Genomic DNA, 17,469 nt, shown 5'->3' on the forward strand with positions numbered 1-17,469 from the left:
CTTTCGGCCCACCACCCACCCCAATTCGACTGAAAGTGAAGGGCGTGGGGTGGGGTGGGGTGGGCGTGGATCAGCTCAGGCCGCCGTCCTGGCGGATGCGGTCGAGTTCCTCCGCCGTGGCCACCGCGGAGGCGAGCGCCTGGTTGGCCGTGAGCTGGGAGGCCGCGGACTGGTCCGGTGCGGCCAGGACCAACCGCCCGAGCAGGTCCGGATCCAGCCCGATCCGCTCCCAGGTCCGGGCGATCGTGACCCCGGTGCCCCGGTACGGGTGCCCGTTGCCGACTGCGAGCTCGGGCTTCACGGCCTTCGTCGACTGTGACGCCTGCACTGCCTGCGCTGCCTGCGCCGACGGGAGGCGGAACACGATGTCCCGGCCGGCCTCGGTCCAGCCCGCGACGATGTCCCAGCGCGAACCGTCCGAGCCCGGACCCTCGAGGGGAACCAGGGGAAGGGCCAGCGCGGCCGTCCTCTGCTCCTCCGGTGTCTGCTCAGAAGGCGGCAGCGCTTCCGCGGCCAGCAGGGCCAGGTCCGCCCACGCCCACTCCTCCCCGGCGCCCGCTCGACCGGGGGCCAGGACGATCCCGGAGGCGCCGGCGTCGAGCACGGCCTGGGAGACGAGGGTCCACGCCTCCCGGACCTCGGAGCGGGGCAGGGAGCGGACGGTGCGGTAGCCGCTGGCGGTGGGCAGCGCACCGGAGAGGACGGCGGCGGCGCGAGGCTCGTCCAGCACCACGGTCACCCGTCCGGCGCCCGTCTGGGATCGGACCGCCCGGATGTGGGCGGCGAGGCCGGCGGCCAGCGACTGGGCCACATCCCGGCGGGCCCCATGGTCCGAGAGGGAGCGTTCGCCTCCGGGCAGCCACAGCTCCGCGGACAGTGTCAGCGGACCGGTGATCCGGACGAGCAGGTCTTCCACGTCGATCCCGGACTCCCCGGCGACGTCCGTCAGGGCGTGGCGATCCGTGCTCAGGGCCGAGACCGCCCGGCGGTGGTCCATCCCGGGTTCGGGGACGAGTCTCCAGCCGTGGGGCTGCAGGTCAACGGCGAGTTCCTCGAGGAGCCCGGCGGTGCGCCCGATGGCATCGGAGCCGGGGCCCCGTGCGGGCAGTTCGGGCAGCACCGGCAGGTGCGGGGCGCCCAGGGCGTTGAGGAGGTCACGGGACGCGGACACCGGGTCCGTGCCGGTCCAGGCCCCGAGCAGGGTGGCGCGAACGGCAGGCATCAGGCGCGGTCGGCGGCGATGGCGCGGTGGTGCTGGATGACCTCGGAGACGATGAAGTTCAGGAACTTCTCGGCGAACGCCGGATCCAGCTCCGCGTCCTCAGCCAGGGCGCGCAGACGCTTGATCTGTGCGGCCTCCCGGCCCGGATCCGAGGCGGGCAGGGCGTGTTCGGCCTTGAGCCGGCCGACCCGCTGGGTGCACTTGAAGCGTTCAGCCAGCAGGTAGACCAGGGTGGCGTCGAAGTTGTCGATGCTGCCGCGGATCGCATACAGCTCGTCGAGCACCGCCGGATCGGCCTCGCCCAGGAGCGAGGAGGCGTGCGGGTCGTATCCGGTGGCCGGGTTCTGGCCGGTCTCGGCGGCCGGGTCGTCAATCATGCCCCTAGCCTACGGTCGTGCGGCGCTCATTCCGGCGACGTGACTGCTCCTCCGGGTCCGGCACGGGCAGGGAGGCGACGAGCCGGCGGGTGTAATCGTGGCGGGGGCTGCCCATCACCTGAGAGCCGATGCCCTCCTCCACCAGGTCCCCCCGATAGAGGACACCCACCCAGCTGGCGAGGTGGTCCACCACGGCCAGGTCGTGGCTGATGAACAGACACGCGAAGCCGAAGCGCTCCTGGACCTCGCGGAACAGGTCGAGCACCTTGGCCTGCACGGAGACATCCAGGGCCGACGTCGGCTCGTCCGCCACCAGCAACGTGGGGTCCAAGGCCAGCGCCCGGGCCAGGGAGGCCCGCTGCCGCTGGCCCCCGGAGAGCTCGTGCGGATAGCGCCGGGCAAAGTCGGACGGCAGCTGGACCGCGTCCAGCAGGTCGGCGACCGTGCGATCGACGTCGGAGCCAGGGCGGCCACCACGGGCCCCGGGGTGGACCAGGAGGGGCTCGGCCACGCACTCGCCGATCGTCAGGTGAGGGTTGAAGGAGGCGGCCGGGTCCTGGAACACGAAGCCGATGTCCCGGCGGAGCGGCTTGAACGTCTTCTCCTTGAACCCGACCATCTCGTGCCCGAAGACCGTCAGGGAGCCGCCCGTGGCCGGGGTGAGCCCGGCGATGGCACGGCCGATCGTGGTCTTGCCGGAACCGGACTCCCCGACGAGCCCATAGACCTCGCCGGCGTGGATGTCGAAGTCCACCCCTTTGACGGCACGGAACGGCTGCTGCCCCATCCGTCCGGCGAACTCGATCTCGAGGCCACGGGCGGTGACCACGGGCGTGGCCTCACCGTGGCGGCGCTCGATGTCCCCGGCGGAGGCCGAGTTCCGCCCGAGGTGGGGCACGGCGTCCAGCAGGGCCCGGGTGTAGGCCTCGCGCGGATCGGCGAACAACTGGGACACGGAGGCCTGCTCCACGATCTCCCCGCGGTACATCACCACCACGCGGTCCGCGAGATCGGCCACCACCCCCATGTTGTGGGTGATCAGCATGATGGACACGCCACGGGAGTCCCGCAGCTCCCGCAGCAGGTCCAGGATCTCGGCCTGGACGGTGACGTCCAGGGCGGTCGTGGGTTCGTCGGCCACGATGAGTCCGGGTTCCAGGGCCAGAGCCGCGGCGATGACCACGCGCTGCTTCTGGCCGCCGGAGAACTGGTGCGGGTAGTAGTCCACCCGGTGCTCCGGGTCGGGGATGCCGACCGCACGCAGGGCCTCGATGGCGCGCCGCCTGGCCTCCTTCTTGCCGAGGGAGACCTTCCGACCGGACGAGGCGCCGTTCGCCCGGCGGTGGGCCCGCAGACCCTCCATGATCTGCCAGCCCACCGTGTAGACCGGGTTCAGGGCGGTGGAGGGCTCCTGGAAGATCATCGCCGCAGCGCTGCCGCGCAGCCGGCGCAGCTCGGCGCCGGGGAGCGAGAGTACGTTCTGGCCGGACACCACCACGGCGCCGGTGGCCAGCGCCGTCTCGGGCAGCAGTCCCAGCACCGTCTTGGCGGTGACGGTCTTGCCGGAACCGGATTCGCCGACGACGGCGACCACCTCCCCGGGCGCGACGGAGAAGTCGGCCGTCCGCACGGCACGCACGTCGCCGCCGTCGGTCGCGAAGGTCACCGAGAGGTCCCGCACCTCCAGCACGGGGGCAGCCGGACCGGGGCGGTGTGCGCTGTCGATCTGTTCGGTCACGGGGAGACCTCCGGGTCGGTCCGGACGGTGCCGGTCGGGCCGGTGCCGAGGGGTGCGGCAGCGGTGGTGGTGGCAGCGGTCGCGCGCCGGCTGCGGGACCGTGAACGGGTCCGCAGGCGTGGATCGTTCAGGTCGTTCATCGACTCGCCCACCAGGGTCAGGCCGAGGACCGTGAGCACGATCGCCATGCCCGGGAACAGCCCGGTCCACCAGATGCCGCTGGTGACGTCGGACAGCGCCCGGTTGAGGTCGTAGCCCCACTCGGCGGCGGCCGTGGGCTGGATGCCGAAGCCCAGGAAGCCCAACCCGGCGAGGGTGAGGATCGCCTCGGAGGCGTTCAGGGTGAAGATCAGCGGCAGGGACCTGGTGGCGTTGCGCAGGATGTGCCGGGTCATGATGCGCCACGGCGAGGTGCCGACCACCTGGGCCGATTCCACGAAGGGCTCGGCCTTGAGGCGGATCGTCTCGGCCCGGATCACGCGGAAGTACTGCGGGATGAACACCACGGTGATGGACAGCGCCGCCGCCATGATGCCGCCCCACAGACTCGACTGGCCCTGACTGATGACGATCGACATGACGATCGCCAACAGCAGGGACGGGAACGCGTAGATCGCGTCGGCGATGACCACCAGCACGCGGTCCACCCAACCGCCGAGGTAGCCGGAGATCAGGCCCAGCAGCACGCCGAGGATCAGGGACAACACCACCGCGACGACGATCACGGCCACCGCGGTCTGCGCACCCCACAGGGTGCGGGAGAGCACATCGAAACCACCGACCGTGGTGCCCCAGGGGTGCTCCGCGGAGGGGGCGCCCTGGGTGGGGAAGGCCCCGCCGCCATCGGGATCGGACATCTGCGCGTAGCCGTAGGGCGCGAGCACCGGGGCCAGCGCCGCGGCGAGCAGGAAGATCAGGGTCAGGACGAGCCCGGCGATGAGCATGCCGCGCTGGAGCCCGGCCGACTGGCCGAGGTGGGAGACGACCGGCAGTTTGCGGACCGTGGTGGCCAGGGACATGTCAGTACCTCACCCTCGGGTCGATGAGGGCGGCGACGATGTCCACCAGGAAGTTCGTCACGGCCACGATCACGGCCAGCATGACCACGATCCCCTGCACGGCCACGAAGTCACGAGCAGCCAGGTATTCGGCCAACTGGAACCCCAGTCCCTTCCATTCAAAGGTGGTCTCGGTCAGCACGGCCCCGCCCATCATCATGGCGATCTGCATCCCCATCACGGTGATGATGGGGATCAGCGCCGGCCGGAAGGCGTGGCGGGTGGTCAGCCGGTACTCGCTGACGCCGCGGGACCGGCCGGCCTCCACGAACTCACGTCCGAGGGTGCCGATCATGTTGGTGCGGACCAGGCGCAGGAACACGCCGCCGGTCAGCAGACCCAGGGCCAGGGCCGGCAGGGCAGCGTGTTCGAGCACGTCACCGAGGGCGGCCATGTTCCCGGAGCGCAGGGCGTCCAGGAAGTAGATGCCCGTGGGCGCCTGCAGGCCGTCCAACGCCAGCTGGTTGCTGATGGTCAGCCGTCCGTTGGTGGGAAGCCAGTCCAGCCACACGCTGAAGACGAGCTTGAACAGCAGGCCGGCGAAGAACACCGGGGTGGCGTAGAACAGGATCGCCGCGATGCGCAGGAACGCATCCGGCCAGCGGTCACGGAATTTCGCGGCCACCATCCCCAGGGGGATGCCGACCACGAGCGCGACGATCACGGCGAAGAACACGAGTTCGAGGGTGGCCGCGCCGTAGGTGGCCAGCACCTCGGTGACGGGGCGGTTGTCCGAGAGGGTGGTGCCGAAATTGCCCGTGAGCAACTGGCCGAGGTACTCGACGTACTGGACCGGAAGCGGCCGGTCGTAGCCGGCTGCGGCGATCCGCTCGGCCAGCTGGGCCGGCGTCAGTCGCCCGCCCATGGCCGCGGTGATCGGGTCGCCGGTCACCCGCATCAGGAAGAACACCATGGTCACGAGGATGAACACGGTGGGGATGATGAGCAGGAAGCGGATCAGGATGTAGCGGCCCAGTCCGCCCAGACCCTTTTTGCGGGTCGGGGCGGACGGGGCGGTTCCCTCGTCTCCTGGCAGCACCACCGGTTCGTCGCCGGCCGGGGTCCCCGGCAGGTCAGCGGTTACGGTCACGGTGGATTAGCCCTCCTTGGACACGGCTCCCAGACGGAACTTGAACGAGGCATCCAGGGTGTCCTCCACGCCGGTGACATCCGTGCCGGAGACTGCCACCTGGGCACCCTGCAGCAGCGGCAACGTGGACAGTTCCTCGCCGACGATGTCCTGGATCTGCCCGAGCTTCTCGCTGCGCTCGGCCTCGTCCGGGGTGACGCGCTGCTCGGCGATCAGCTGGTCGACCTCCTCGTTGACATAGCCGTTGGAGAGGAAATTCTCGACCGCGAAGAACGGGGACAGGTAGTTGTCCGCATCCGAGTAGTCCGGGTACCAGCCCAGCTGGTAGACCGGGTAGGAGTCGATGCGGTCCTGCTGGTAGGTCACCCATTCGGTGGACTGCAGGTTCACCGTGAAGAGGTCGTTGGCCTCGAGGTGCTGCTTCACGAGGGCATATTCCTCACCGGAGGACGGGCCGTAGTGGTCCGGGTTGTACTGCAGGTTCAGGGCCACCGGCGTCTCGACGCCGGCCGCCTCCAGCCGCTCGGCGGCGCGGTCCTGGTCCGGGCCTCCCTCGCCGTCCCCGTACTTCTCCAGGAGCGGTTCGGTGGCGCCCTCGAATTCCTTCGGGATGAAACCGTAGGCCGGGGTGTAGGTGCCCTTGTAGACCTGTTCGGACAGCGCCTCCCGGTCCAGCAGATCGGCCATCGCCTGGCGGACGGCCAACGACTTCTCCTCATCCGCCTCCTCGGTCTCGGCACCGAAGGGCATGATGTTGAAGTTGAAGACCATGTAGCGCAGCTCGCCGCCGGGGCCCTCGTGCACCACCACGTTGTCGTCTCCGGACAGGTCCTCGACGTCGGTCGGCGTCAGGGCCCGGGCGGCCACGTCGATGTTGCCCTGCTGGATGTCCAGCTTCAGGTTGTTCGAGTCGGCGTAGTACTTGATGGAAGCCTGAGAGTTCTTCGGGGCCCCCAGCAGACCCTGGTAGCCGTCGAACGGCACCAGGTTCACCAGCTGGTTCTTCTCATAGGAATCGATCGCATACTGACCGTGGAAGGCCTCCGCCGCCACGATGTCCTCGTCCGGGAGCAGCTCGTCCGCGGGGAAGGTCTCGTCATCCACGATCGGGCCCACCGGCGAGGACAGGACCTGCGGGAAGGTCTGGTCGTCGCCTTCCTTGAGGGTGAAGACCACGGTGGTCGGGTCCGGGGCCTCGACGGACTCCAGGTTGCCCAGCAGGGAGGACGGCCCGTTGGGATCGGCGATTTCGAGCTGGCGGTCGAAGGTGTGCTTGACGTCGGCGGAGTCCAGTGTGTTCCCGTTCGCCCAGGTCAGACCCTCCGGCAGTGTCACCGTGTACTCGTTCGGGGAGGTGAACTCGGCGGTCTCGGCCAGGTCCGGCTCGACCTCGGCGGAGCCCGGCGCGGAGTTCAGCAACAGGGGGTAGACCTGGTTCATCAGCATGAACGAGCCGTTGTCATAGGACCCGGCAGGGTCGATGCTGGTGACCTTGTCCGTGGTGCCGTAGACGATCGGCGCGCTGCTGGCGCCGCCGTCGCCGGAACCCCCCTCGCTGCCGTCGCCGCTCGGGGCTGGCCCGGTGCAGGCGGTGAGGGCCAGGGCGGCGACCCCGCCCAGGGCGATGGCCGCGCTCAGGCGGCGTCGAATAGGGGCCATGACGATGTCCTCCTCAGGGTCGGTGGACACCGAGGACGGCGCCACCGACCCGGGTGCGAATGCGGGTGCGAGTGAAGGTGATCCCGGTCACTGTGACCGGGATGACATCAGACTTTACGCCGCGATCCGGCAAATTCCGAACTCAAGTTACCGGCGAGTCGCACGCATCGTACCGGCGGGTAGGTCCCCTCAGGCCACCCGGGCCGCATTGAAGGCGGCGTCGATCGTGGATTGGCCCAGCACCCGTGTGCCCTGGTACAGCACGGCCGTCTGGCCGGGCGCCACCCCCGTGAGGGGCTCGAAGAGCTCGATGATCCAGGTGCCGGCGTCGTGGCCCTGGGGCGCATCCTCCGCCGTCCCTGCACTGGCCGGGCTGGCCGGGCTAGCTGGGCCGGCCAATACGGCGTCCGCGTGGCCCGGGCGCTCCACCCGGGCACGGGCGGGCACGGGGTCTCCGTGCGCGCGGACCTGCAGGTGACAGTCGAACCACTCACCGGTGGTCTCCTCGGCCAGTGGGGCTCCGGCCCAGGAGGGCCGGATGCCCGTGACCCGGTCCACGGCGAGCAGCTCCTTGGAACCGACGACGACGGTGTTGTCCTTGGGACGGACCTCGAGGACGAAGCGGGGGCGGCCGTCCGCGGCGGGACGGCCGATGCTCAAGCCCTTGCGCTGGCCCACGGTGAAGGCCTGCGCGCCGGGGTGGGCGCCGAGGCGGTTGCCCTCCGTGTCCAGGATGTCTCCCTCGGTCATCTCGATGCGCTCGTTCAGCCATCCCCGGGTGTCCCCGTCCGGGATGAAGCAGATGTCATGGGAGTCGGGTTTGGCGGCCACCGACAGCCCGCGCTCGGCCGCCTCCGCCCGGACCAGGTCCTTGGACGGGGTCTCGGCGAGCGGGAACATGGAGTGCTCGAGCTGCTCGGCGGTCAGCACGCCGAGGACGTAGGACTGGTCCTTGGCCCAGTCGGCGGCGCGGTGCAGTTCGAGGCTGCCGGCGTCATTGCGGACGACCGTCGCGTAGTGACCGGTGCACACGGCGTCGAAGCCCAGGGCGAGGGCCTTCTCCAACAGCGCGGCGAACTTGATCCGCTCATTGCAGCGCATGCACGGGTTCGGGGTGCGGCCCGCGGCGTACTCCGCCACGAAGTCGTCCACCACGTCTTCCTTGAACCGCTCGGAGAAGTCCCAGGTGTAGAAGGGGATGCCCAGCTTCTCGCAGGCGCGCCAGGCGTCACGGGAGTCCTCGATGGTGCAGCAGCCTCGGGAGCCGGTGCGCAGGGTTCCGGGCATGCGGGACAGGGCAAGGTGCACCCCGACCACCTCGTGGCCGGCGTCCACGGCGCGGGCGGCGGCAACGGCGGAGTCGACTCCCCCGCTCATGGCGGCGAGGACCTTCATGGTGACTGGTTTCCCTTCGGTGGACGGCGGTTTCTACTGCGACATCTACTGCCACATCTACGGCGACTACTACTGCGGTTCGGGTCAGCGCTGGCTGTTGGCGGTCTTGATCCGGGAGTCGTGCCCGGCCAGACCCGCACGGCGGGCCGAGGCGTGCACGGCCGGCAACTCGGACAACACCTGCTCAACGTCGGCGGGTGCCGATGTATGCCCGAGGCTGAATCGCTGCACGCACCGGGCCAGCTCCTCCTCGATACCCAACGCGATCAGCACGTGCGAGGGGCGGGGCACCCCGGCCGAGCAGGCCGAACCGGTGGAGGCCTCCACGCCGACCATGTCCAGGCCGAACAGGAGGGAATCCCCCTCGCATCCCGGGAAGACGAAGTGGACGTTGCCCGGCAGCCGGCGGGTACCGGCCGGCAGCCGCTCCCCGGTGAGCGAGTCAAGGTCCTCCGCGCCCGTCAGCCGCGCCTCGGGCACCAGCTCACGGACCCCGTCGATCAGCCGGTCCCGCAGGGCACCGACGCGTTCCCGCTCGCCGGACAAGTGGGCGTGGGCCTCCGTCGCGGCGGCGGCGAAGGCCTCGATGAGGGCGGCCGGGATGGTCCCGGAGCGGATGTCACGCTCCTGACCACCGCCGTGGAGCACCGGCGTGAGCGCGGCGTCCCGGCGGACCAACAGGGCCCCGACGCCGACCGGCGCGCCGATCTTGTGACCGGTCACCGCCATCGTGGTGGCGCCGGAGGCCTGGAAGTCGAGGGGCACGGCGCCGAAGGCCTGGACGGCGTCGGTATGGAAGGGCACCCCGTGTTCCGCCGCCAGGGCAGCCACCGTGGCGATCGGCTGAATGGTGCCGATCTCATTGTTGGCCCACATCAGCGTGGCAACCGCGATGGTCTCGGGGTCCCGGGCCAGGGTGGTGCGCCAGGCGTCCAGGTCCACCCGCCCGTCCGCGTGGACCGGGACGATGTCCAGTCGGGCCCCCTCGTGGGTCTCCAGCCACGTGGCCGCGTCCAGGACCGCGTGGTGCTCCAGGCCCGTGAGCACGATCCGATGACACTCCGGTGCCCCGGCTGCGCGAGCGCGGTCTCGTCGTGCCCAGTACAGCCCCTTGAGCGCCAGGTTGTCCGACTCGGTGCCCCCGGAGGTGAACACGACCTCGCTGGGGTGGGCGCCCAGGGTGGCCGCGAGGGCATCCCGCGCCGTCTCGACCCGGAGCTTGGCCCCGCGGCCGGACTGGTGCAGTGACGACTGGTTCCCGAGCGTCCGGGCGCTGGCCGTGAAGGCCTCCAGCGCTACTGGGCGCAGTGCCGTGGTGGCGGCGTGGTCGAGGTAGACGCGGGTCCGGGAGGCGGAAGTGGTCATGCACTCCAGTGTAGGAGTCAGGGGGCGGAGACGATCCATCCGTGGACCACCTCGTGCGTCATCCCCTACCCCCGGACGGCAGGTGTGGAAGCCCGGTGTCCAGCACCGTCAGCGCACCGGGCACCACCGTCACCGTGGCCGGCAGCCATCCCAGGGGCTCACCGTCGCCGTGCAGGACCGGCTCGGCGCTTCTCCAGGACGGCGACCGCGAGGCAGTCGGATCCTCCGCCGTGGCGATCTTCTCGATCCGTACCGAGCTCGCCTCCCGAATCGTCACCTCGGGCAGGTCCGTGTGGCGTCCGGCGAAGACCCGCGGAAAGACCCGCAGGAACCGCGCCGGGCTCAGGGGCGTGACGTGGAAGACCTCCAGCAGGCCGTCGTCGATCCGGGTGCCGGGGGTGACCTCCATGCCACCCCCGATGAACCGGCCGTTCATCACGGCGAGCAAGAACGTGGGCCCGGTCAGACCCCGGCCGTCCGGGCTGTCGAGGCGGATCCTCAGGTCGAGGGGCCGGAAGCGCAGCAATTCCAGCAGCACGGCTGCCACATAGCGCAGGCCACCGCGGGGCCAGCGCATGCGGTTGGCGGTGGCGTTCACCACGGCGTCGAAGGCCACGTTCACCCCGGACACCACATACCGGCGCACGCGCTGCGGCGGCGCCCCGGCCACGGCGCGGTCATCCACGGTCCCGGCGAAGTCCGGCCCCGCGGGCAGCGCCGCCCCCAGTGGGGACAGGTCCACCCGGACCAGATCGATGCGGCGCGGCGGCTGGTCCAGACCAACGAGGACCCGGTCGACGGCGTCCGCCACCCCGCAGTCCGCCAGTCCCAGCGCCCGGGCCAGGTCGTTCCCGGTCCCGGCCGGTACCAGGCCCACCGGCATCCCGGTGCCCGCCAGCGCGTTCGCCGTCGTGTGCAGCATCCCGTCGCCGCCCACCACCACGACGGCGGCCGGCGTCCTCCCCGCAGTCCGCGCCAGTCGCGCGGCGAGGGCCTCGGAATAGCGCCGGACGGTCGGAGTTCCGTCGTCGCCGGGCACCGCCAGGATCTCGACGTCGGCTCCTCCGCTGCGGAGGCGGGCGGCGGCCTCGGCCCCCGCGTCAGCTCCCCGGCCGGCTCCGGCGGCGGGGTTGATGCACAGCAGCAGGTGGTGGCGGCTCATGCGGTGAGGTCCCGATGGTTGAGCGTGTCCGCGAACGCGGTGAGGTCCGTCTCCGGCCGCACCACCGCCGCCTCCAGGCCGGGGTGCGTGCAGATGGCCCGGATCAGCTCGGTGGAACCGGCCACCAGGGTGGAGTCGAGATCGATCTCGCTGGCCAGCGCCCAGGCACGGTCCCGCGGCCAGGCGAGGTTCGGTGACTGCTCCTCGGTGGGCTCCTCCTCCGGCAGCAGCCGGTGGGCGGCGCGCTCCCAGACGGGGTGGCGCAGCCGGGTGCCGTCGTCGGCCAGCAGCAGGTACTCCCGGAATCCGCCGCCGACCTGCAGCAGCGCTGAGCCACGGCGCAGGGCACGGGTGGTCCTCGGTCCGAAGGCCGGAGGCATCCGGACGGAGGAGGCCTTCCCGCCGGTGGCCTCCAGCACGCCCGGACCGAACCGGGAACTGCCCCCATCGATCCAGCCCCGGCCGGGCCACAGCCCCAGCACCAGATCCTGCGGCGTCTCGGTGTGTCCCAGAAGCACCTCGGCCAGTCGTGCCATGGCCGGCGAGGACAGCTGACCCTGATCCGGCGATCCATACTCCAGACGCGCCTCCCGCGTGGAGGGCACGGACTCGTTCTCCTCCGCACGGGCCAGGTCCGCCCACTGCGCGCCAGCGTGGAACGCGGTGCCGCGCTCCGTGGCGACCTGGCTCCAGGTTGTGGTGCCGTAGGCATGGAGGGTCCGATGCTCAGACCGGGGCGCGTCACGGAAGTCCGCGTGGTCTTCCGGCACCAGGCCGAACTTGCGCAGGCGGGCGGCCGCGTCCTCGTCCCAGTCCCGGTGGTGCCACGGCACTGGGTGGAAGATCCGCGCGATGGCCTCATACGGCGCCGGGTTCCCCACCGGGACAACGGTGGCGACGTGTCCGTTCCAGAACTCGACGCCGAGACTCGCGGTTCCGGCCTCCAGCATGGCGGCCACCCAGGCTCCCTCGGACGGGTCGAGAGGGGCGAGTTCAGGTGCCTCAGGCCGAGGCCGGGGTCTGCGGTGCATGATCCTCATCGTGCCACCTCGGCATCGGCGTGAAGCCCTCTCGTGACAGCCGGTTTCCCGACGAGTCACCGGTATCCTGCCAGAATGGCACGGACGGTTCTCCGCACCGACCCGCACCGTCTCTCGCGGCCGCCCGCAGCGACCCGACAGCAACAGAAGCACACTGAAGCACACTGAAGCCCAGTCAAGCCCACCGTCATCAGCCCTTGAGGAGCACGCCGCCGATGCCCATGGTCGAGCCGGAGTTCAGACACCCGGTCCAGTGCTTCGCGCACCGCACCGTGGACGTCCGCTCGCACATCCTGCTCATGGCCGTGGTCAACCGCACCCCGGACTCCTTCTACGACGACGGCGTGACCTTCGCCTTGGACGCCGCGGTGGGGGCCGCCCGGCAGGCGGCCGAGGACGGTGCGGACTGGGTCGACGTCGGCGGGGTCCCCTTCTCCCCCGGACCGGAGCTGCCCCCGGAGGAGGAGGCCGAGCGCGTGGTGCCGGTGATCGCCGCCCTGCGGTCCGGCGGCGGTCCCGCGGCCACCGCGATCCTCTCCGCCGACACCTTTCAGCCGCTGGTGGCCGAGCGTGCCATCGCGGCCGGGGCCGACGTCGTCAATGACACTACCGGGCTCTTCCACCACGATCTCGGCCGGGTGGTGGCCGCCGGCGATGCTCACCTGGTGATCACGCATTCCCTCGCCACCCCGCGCACCCCGGTGCCGTCGCCGCGCTACGACGATGTGGTGGCCGAGATCCGCGAGTACCTGCTGCGGCGGATCGACCTGGCCCTGTCCCTCGGGGTCCCGGAGGAGAAGATCATCGTGGACCCGGGCCACGACCTGAACAAGAACACCCGGCACTCCCTGGAGATCACCCGGCGCTTCGACGCCTTCACCACCCTGGGATTCCCCGCCCTCGCATCGGTGTCCAACAAGGACTTCATCGGCGAGACCCTGGACCAGCACAAGTCAGCCCGGCTGGCCGGATCCTTGGCAGCGGCCCAGGTCTGCATCCAGAACGGCGCCCGCGTCCTGCGCATGCACCAGGTGCGGCCGTCTGTCTCGGCGATCCGGATGACCGAGGCCATCATGGGCTGGCGTGAGCCGCACCGGCTGCAGCACAACATGCACGGCCTCAACCGGGATGCCGACCGCTCGGCGGGCCCCGGGGATGCCGCCCCCTGGGACGGTCCTAAACCAGCTTCCCCCGTGACCAAAGGAGTCAAGCCATGAGAGCACTCGTCCATCCCTACCCCTCGGGTCTGGCCAATCCGGTTCTCACCGCAGACCTCACCGACGACGACCTGGTGGCGTTCTACGCCCCGCCCAGTCAGGACCGGCGCCGCGGGGACGTCTCGCGGGACGGACTGTGGGTGCGCTTCAATTTCGTGTCCTCCGCCGACGGCGCCGCCACCGTCCACGGACACTCCGACGGTCTCGGAACGCCGGCCGACCAACGGCTCTTTGCCCTGCTCCGCCGCCCCGCGGACGTCATCCTCGTGGGTGCCGGGACGGTTCGCGCCGAGGGCTACGGCGGCGACCTGGTCTCCGCGGAGGATCGGGCCTGGCGCGAGGCCCGCGGACTGCCGTCCCACCCCGCCGTCGCCCTGGTCTCCGGGACCCTCGATCTGGACCCGGAGAGCACCTTCTTCACCACGGCACCGGTCCGGCCCCTCCTGCTCACCACCACCGCGGCCGACGCCGGCCGGCGCGCCGCGCTCAGCGAGGTCGCCGACGTCGTGGATTGCGGAACGGACCAGGCCGAGCCGGCCCGGATCCGCGCGGTGCTGGCCGCACGCGGACACCGGCTCGTGCACTCGGAGGGCGGGCCCACCCTGCTCGGAGCCTTCACCGCCGCCGGATTGGCCGACGAGCTGTGCCTGTCCCTCTCGCCGCTGCTCGCCGGTGGCGAGAGCGGCCGGATCATCGGGGGGACGGACCTGGCCAATCCCGCCGGAATGACATTGGTGGGCCTGCTCGAGGAGGACGGGGCCTTGTTCCTGCGGTACCGGGTGACGGCACCGTGACTCCCGCAGATTTCGGTGGCCGCTCGGCGTACGAGGTCCTCAGCGTCGCTTTCGACGCGGACACGGCCACTCTCAAGGCCGCCTGGCGGCGCGCGGCCCGCCGCACCCATCCGGACTATGGCGGCGACGCAGCCGAGTTCCGGCTGGTCAGCTACGCCTGGGAACTCGTGGGCACCCCCGAGTCCCGGCGCGAGTACGATCGCGGTTTCAGCTCCGGAGAGAGACCGTCCCAGCCGGCCGGGCCGGCGTCGAGCCCGTCCTTCTCCACCCGGACCGGGCGCGGCCGGTCCGGGAGCCAGGGCGGTGGCGGAGACCGCAACGGTGCCGCCGGGACCATTACCTATGTGCCGCCGCTGGAGGATGAGATGGTGCTGGATCTGGCCCGCAGCTCGCAACAGATCCACGGGGCACCCCGAAAGCGCGGCATCCTGCCGGCCGGCCACCGGCTCGTGCGTGAGGCCCGCACCATCCGCACACTGCAGAACCATGTGCTCGGAACACTGCCGGCCAGTCGCCTCGTCACCGGCCTGCACCTGACCTTCGGTCGGCTCAACTCCGGAGCCATCGATCACGTGGTGCTGTGCGGAGACCGGCTGGCGGTGATCGGCTCGATGCAGGTCCCCGAAGGGGTCTACCGATGGGACGGGGCGGAGATGTGGCGCGGGGACCGGCGCCTCTCCCCTCCCTCTCTGGCCCCGGCGATGGTCGCCCTCCAGCGGGCCTTCCCGGACTGCAGTGTCGGCGGGTTCATCCTGGTCCTCGGGCCGGACGAGAATCCGCACGCCCCCGTCATCCAACTCGAGCGCACCCGCTCGGTGCTCGACTCCGACGCGGGGTTCCTCACGGACCCGCCGGCCAACGCTCTGCAGTTCGGCCGCGACGTGAAGATGTTCCTCGGCACCGGACCGCTGTCCGGCACCGTGGACCGCCGGCTCCTGGCGCGGCTGCTCGGGGCGATGTACTGAGCCGGGCCGTGGTCTGCGCACTACGATGGCCGGGTGCCTTCCGACTCCCCCGATCCCACTCTCCACCGGGCCGTGACGCCCGACGCCGTTCCGGCCAACCCGCACCTCGCGGCCCCGAGAGGACCGGCCCCCGGTACCCCGGGGTTCAGGATCCTCCTGCACTCCCCGGAGATTCCCGGGAACACCGGCAATGTGATCCGGCTGGCAGCCATCACGGGGGCCGAGCTGCACCTGGTGGAACCGGTCGGCTTCGACTTCTCCGATGCCAAACTCCGCCGGGCGGGCCTCGACTATCACGACCTCGCCGTGATGACCGTGCACCCGGACCTGGACGCGGCGCTGGAGGCCTTGTTGCCGGCCCGGGTCTTCGCCTTCACCTCCAGCGGCGAGCGCCTGTTCACGGACCTCGACTACGGTCCCGGTGACGTCCTGATGTTCGGCCGCGAGTCCACGGGCCTGCCGGCCGAGGTTCTGGGTGACCCGCGGGTCACCTCGCGGGTGCGGCTGCCGATGCAGCCCTCCCGGCGGTCCTTGAACCTGGCCAACTCCGCCTCGATCGCGATTTACGAGGCCTGGCGCCAGCACGGCTTCGCGGGCTCCGCCTGAGCCGTGAGGCGTCCCCGCGCTGATTCCCGTATTGCGGACCGGTCACGGTCCGCGTGGCATCAAGGCGGGGTGGCTCGGCGTTCCTATGCTTGAAGGACCATGAAGAAGAACGCTCCCGGTCTCCCCGATCGCCCGACCGCCGCGGAAGACGATCCTGTCCCGTCGGCGAGCTCGGCGAGCTCGCCCGCAGCGACGGACCTCGGCCTCCCCGGCCTCGACGACCTGCTGCGGCTGGCGGGCGAGGGCGACCAGGCCTCCTTCTCCGCGTTCTACGATGCCACCGCCCCCTGGGTCTACGGGCTGGCGTCCTCCATCTTCGCCTCAGAGGCCGACGCCGACGAGGCCACGGTGCTGACCTATGTCCGGGTCTGGGACGCCGCCCCGCACGAGCGGTTCGACGACGACTCCGTCCGCGCCCGCCACCGCTCGGTCCTCTGCTGGCTCGAGGTCCTGGCGCACGAGACCATGACGCGGTTGTTGCGCGAGGATTCCCTGCCCGAGTATGGCGCGGGGCTCCTGCCGGACGGCGCCGGTGCGGCCGGGGGCGGCCAGCGCCAGCCCACCACCGTGCTGTCCGTCCTGACCCCGGCCCAGTTCCAGGCGCTGGACCTGGCCTGGGCCGGGGGCCGGACCTACCGCCAGGTGGCGGAGGAGCTCGGCATCGCCGTGCCCACCGTGAAGTCCCGGCTGCGGGACGCCGTCCAGCGCGTCTCCAAGCGCTATCAGGAGAAGTTTCTCGGACGGTCCAGTGAGGACGATCCGGTGCTGCACCGTGCGGTCACCCCGGAGATCGCGGCCCGCACGGGCACCACACGCAACTTCACCCTGAACCTGAGTCAGGACCTGGAGAACGGTCTGGCCAAGGAGTGGGCCGATCTGGTGGCCCTCGATGCCCTGGCCGATCCCGAACGCGAGGAACTGGACCGGTTCCTGTCCCGTCAGGGTCCCGAGTTCACGACCTTGTGGCGTGCCAGGATCGAGGGAGCCCGCCGCACCGTCACGTGGGCGTTCCGCGGGCTGGCGCACGAACCGCCCTCGGAACTGCTCGACGAGCTGTTGCACCGGCTGCCGGCGCAGGACGTCGGCATGGGACTCGTGGACGGGTTGGGGCCCTCTGAGTCCCCGGACCAGGCGAGGACGAGCAAGCGCCCCGTGAAGAAGTGGATGCTCGTGGTCGCCGGACTGCTGATCCTCGTCCTGGGCGTCTGGACCATCGTGCGGCTGATCGTGGGACCGGACATCGTCGCGGCCGTGGACCGCGCCGAGGACTCCTTCACCACCCAGCAGATCTCGCTCACGGACGGCGGTTCCATGCAGGGGCACGTCTCCAAGGAGCAGGACTTCGCGTACGTGACCTTTGCCGGCCTGCCGTCCCCGGGCGAGGGCAAGGTCTTCCAGCTGTGGCTCTTCCCCATCGACGGCTCGGCCCCTCACAGCCTGGGCACCCACACGCTCGAGGACCTCCAGGACCCGGTGACCTTCCGCGGCGTCGAGCGGTTCCGCGAGATGGTGGTCACTCTGGAGCCGGAGGGCGGCTCGGAGACCCCGACCTCGGCCTCGCTGGGCAACATCGACCTCGTGCACCAGGTGACCCAGGGACCGATCTACGGCGGCCACCCGAACAGCACCCCGACGCCGTCCGAGGAGGGCGACGACGGGGCCGCTGGCGACGGGGGCTGATCTTCGCCTAGGTGCGTGGGTCGGTAGTGATTTGATGACCCGCGGAGTGTGAAGGGTCAGGGTCGGCGAGGACGGGGTAGTACTGACCCGGGGCGGCAGCG

General features: G+C 70.9%; 15 protein-coding genes. 5 read left to right on the top strand and 10 right to left on the bottom strand.

Annotation, left to right across the window (positions count from 1 at the left end):
• Positions 1-70 precede the first annotated feature (70 nt).
• The 10 genes from AB0333_RS14840 to AB0333_RS14885 all read right to left on the bottom strand — a co-directional run bounded on the left by AB0333_RS14840 (position 71) and on the right by AB0333_RS14885 (position 12,097).
• On the bottom strand, positions 71-1,222 hold the full coding sequence (locus AB0333_RS14840; protein WP_366219473.1) for a hypothetical protein: 1,152 nt from the start codon (positions 1,220-1,222) through the stop codon (positions 71-73).
• Positions 1,222-1,599, bottom strand: coding sequence for a chorismate mutase (locus AB0333_RS14845; RefSeq protein WP_366219474.1), 378 nt, complete (start codon positions 1,597-1,599; stop codon positions 1,222-1,224). Before AB0333_RS14845 ends, AB0333_RS14840 begins: the two co-directional genes overlap by 1 nt.
• A 4-nt stretch (positions 1,600-1,603) precedes the next feature.
• Entirely contained in the window at positions 1,604-3,337 is a 1,734-nt protein-coding gene (locus AB0333_RS14850) for an ABC transporter ATP-binding protein (RefSeq protein ID WP_366219475.1), read from the bottom strand.
• Complete coding sequence (locus AB0333_RS14855) at positions 3,334-4,356, bottom strand: ABC transporter permease (RefSeq protein ID WP_366219476.1); 1,023 nt, start codon at positions 4,354-4,356, stop codon at positions 3,334-3,336. The genes AB0333_RS14850 and AB0333_RS14855 overlap by 4 nt, the downstream gene beginning before the upstream one ends.
• Position 4,357: 1 nt before the next feature.
• Positions 4,358-5,431 carry an ABC transporter permease gene (locus tag AB0333_RS14860; protein ID WP_366219488.1) on the bottom strand — a complete coding sequence of 358 codons (1,074 nt, stop codon included), beginning with the start codon at positions 5,429-5,431 and terminating at the stop codon, positions 4,358-4,360.
• Between the two features lie 60 nt (positions 5,432-5,491).
• A complete protein-coding gene (locus AB0333_RS14865; RefSeq protein WP_366219489.1) occupies positions 5,492-7,144 on the bottom strand; it encodes an ABC transporter substrate-binding protein in 1,653 nt (550 codons plus the stop codon).
• A 189-nt stretch (positions 7,145-7,333) separates the two neighbouring features.
• On the bottom strand, positions 7,334-8,539 hold the full coding sequence (gene mnmA / locus AB0333_RS14870) for a tRNA 2-thiouridine(34) synthase MnmA (protein WP_366219477.1): 1,206 nt from the start codon (positions 8,537-8,539) through the stop codon (positions 7,334-7,336).
• Between the two features lie 84 nt (positions 8,540-8,623).
• Positions 8,624-9,904 carry a cysteine desulfurase family protein gene (locus AB0333_RS14875; protein ID WP_366219478.1) on the bottom strand — a complete coding sequence of 427 codons (1,281 nt, stop codon included), beginning with the start codon at positions 9,902-9,904 and terminating at the stop codon, positions 8,624-8,626.
• Positions 9,905-9,962: 58 nt separating this feature from the next.
• Positions 9,963-11,066 carry a diacylglycerol kinase family protein gene (locus AB0333_RS14880; RefSeq protein WP_366219479.1) on the bottom strand — a complete coding sequence of 368 codons (1,104 nt, stop codon included), beginning with the start codon at positions 11,064-11,066 and terminating at the stop codon, positions 9,963-9,965.
• Positions 11,063-12,097, bottom strand: a complete 1,035-nt coding sequence (locus AB0333_RS14885; protein WP_366219480.1) for a hypothetical protein — start codon at positions 12,095-12,097, stop codon at positions 11,063-11,065. Before AB0333_RS14885 ends, AB0333_RS14880 begins: the two co-directional genes overlap by 4 nt.
• Positions 12,098-12,321: 224 nt before the next feature.
• Between AB0333_RS14885 and folP the strand changes: the two genes are divergently transcribed.
• The 5 genes from folP (at position 12,322) to AB0333_RS14910 (ending at position 17,368) form a co-directional block, all read left to right on the top strand.
• Positions 12,322-13,323 carry a dihydropteroate synthase gene (gene folP, locus AB0333_RS14890; protein WP_366219481.1) on the top strand — a complete coding sequence of 334 codons (1,002 nt, stop codon included), beginning with the start codon at positions 12,322-12,324 and terminating at the stop codon, positions 13,321-13,323.
• Positions 13,320-14,117, top strand: a complete 798-nt coding sequence (locus AB0333_RS14895) for a pyrimidine reductase family protein (protein WP_366219482.1) — start codon at positions 13,320-13,322, stop codon at positions 14,115-14,117. The genes folP and AB0333_RS14895 overlap by 4 nt, the downstream gene beginning before the upstream one ends.
• A complete protein-coding gene (locus AB0333_RS14900; RefSeq protein ID WP_366219483.1) occupies positions 14,114-15,082 on the top strand; it encodes a DnaJ domain-containing protein in 969 nt (322 codons plus the stop codon). The genes AB0333_RS14895 and AB0333_RS14900 overlap by 4 nt, the downstream gene beginning before the upstream one ends.
• 150 nt (positions 15,083-15,232) lie before the next feature.
• Entirely contained in the window at positions 15,233-15,688 is a 456-nt protein-coding gene (locus AB0333_RS14905; RefSeq protein ID WP_366219490.1) for a tRNA (cytidine(34)-2'-O)-methyltransferase, read from the top strand.
• Between the two features lie 99 nt (positions 15,689-15,787).
• A complete protein-coding gene (locus AB0333_RS14910) occupies positions 15,788-17,368 on the top strand; it encodes an anti-sigma factor (RefSeq protein ID WP_366219484.1) in 1,581 nt (526 codons plus the stop codon).
• Positions 17,369-17,469: the final 101 nt, after the last annotated feature.

Origin of the sequence: Citricoccus sp. NPDC079358 (assembly GCF_040702545.1) — a bacterium.
Taxonomy (GTDB): Bacteria; Actinomycetota; Actinomycetes; order Actinomycetales; family Micrococcaceae; genus Citricoccus.

Coding starts and splice junctions, on each gene's coding strand:
- mnmA (WP_366219477.1), bottom strand. CDS start 8,539: ATGAAGGTCCTCGCCGCCATGAGCGGGGGAGTCGACTCCGCCGTTGCC.
- AB0333_RS14885 (WP_366219480.1), bottom strand. CDS start 12,097: ATGCACCGCAGACCCCGGCCTCGGCCTGAGGCACCTGAACTCGCCCCT.
- AB0333_RS14895 (WP_366219482.1), top strand. CDS start 13,320: ATGAGAGCACTCGTCCATCCCTACCCCTCGGGTCTGGCCAATCCGGTT.
- AB0333_RS14910 (WP_366219484.1), top strand. CDS start 15,788: ATGAAGAAGAACGCTCCCGGTCTCCCCGATCGCCCGACCGCCGCGGAA.
- AB0333_RS14875 (WP_366219478.1), bottom strand. CDS start 9,904: ATGACCACTTCCGCCTCCCGGACCCGCGTCTACCTCGACCACGCCGCC.
- AB0333_RS14840 (WP_366219473.1), bottom strand. CDS start 1,222: ATGCCTGCCGTTCGCGCCACCCTGCTCGGGGCCTGGACCGGCACGGAC.
- AB0333_RS14865 (WP_366219489.1), bottom strand. CDS start 7,144: ATGGCCCCTATTCGACGCCGCCTGAGCGCGGCCATCGCCCTGGGCGGG.
- AB0333_RS14845 (WP_366219474.1), bottom strand. CDS start 1,599: ATGATTGACGACCCGGCCGCCGAGACCGGCCAGAACCCGGCCACCGGA.
- folP (WP_366219481.1), top strand. CDS start 12,322: ATGCCCATGGTCGAGCCGGAGTTCAGACACCCGGTCCAGTGCTTCGCG.
- AB0333_RS14880 (WP_366219479.1), bottom strand. CDS start 11,066: ATGAGCCGCCACCACCTGCTGCTGTGCATCAACCCCGCCGCCGGAGCC.
- AB0333_RS14855 (WP_366219476.1), bottom strand. CDS start 4,356: ATGTCCCTGGCCACCACGGTCCGCAAACTGCCGGTCGTCTCCCACCTC.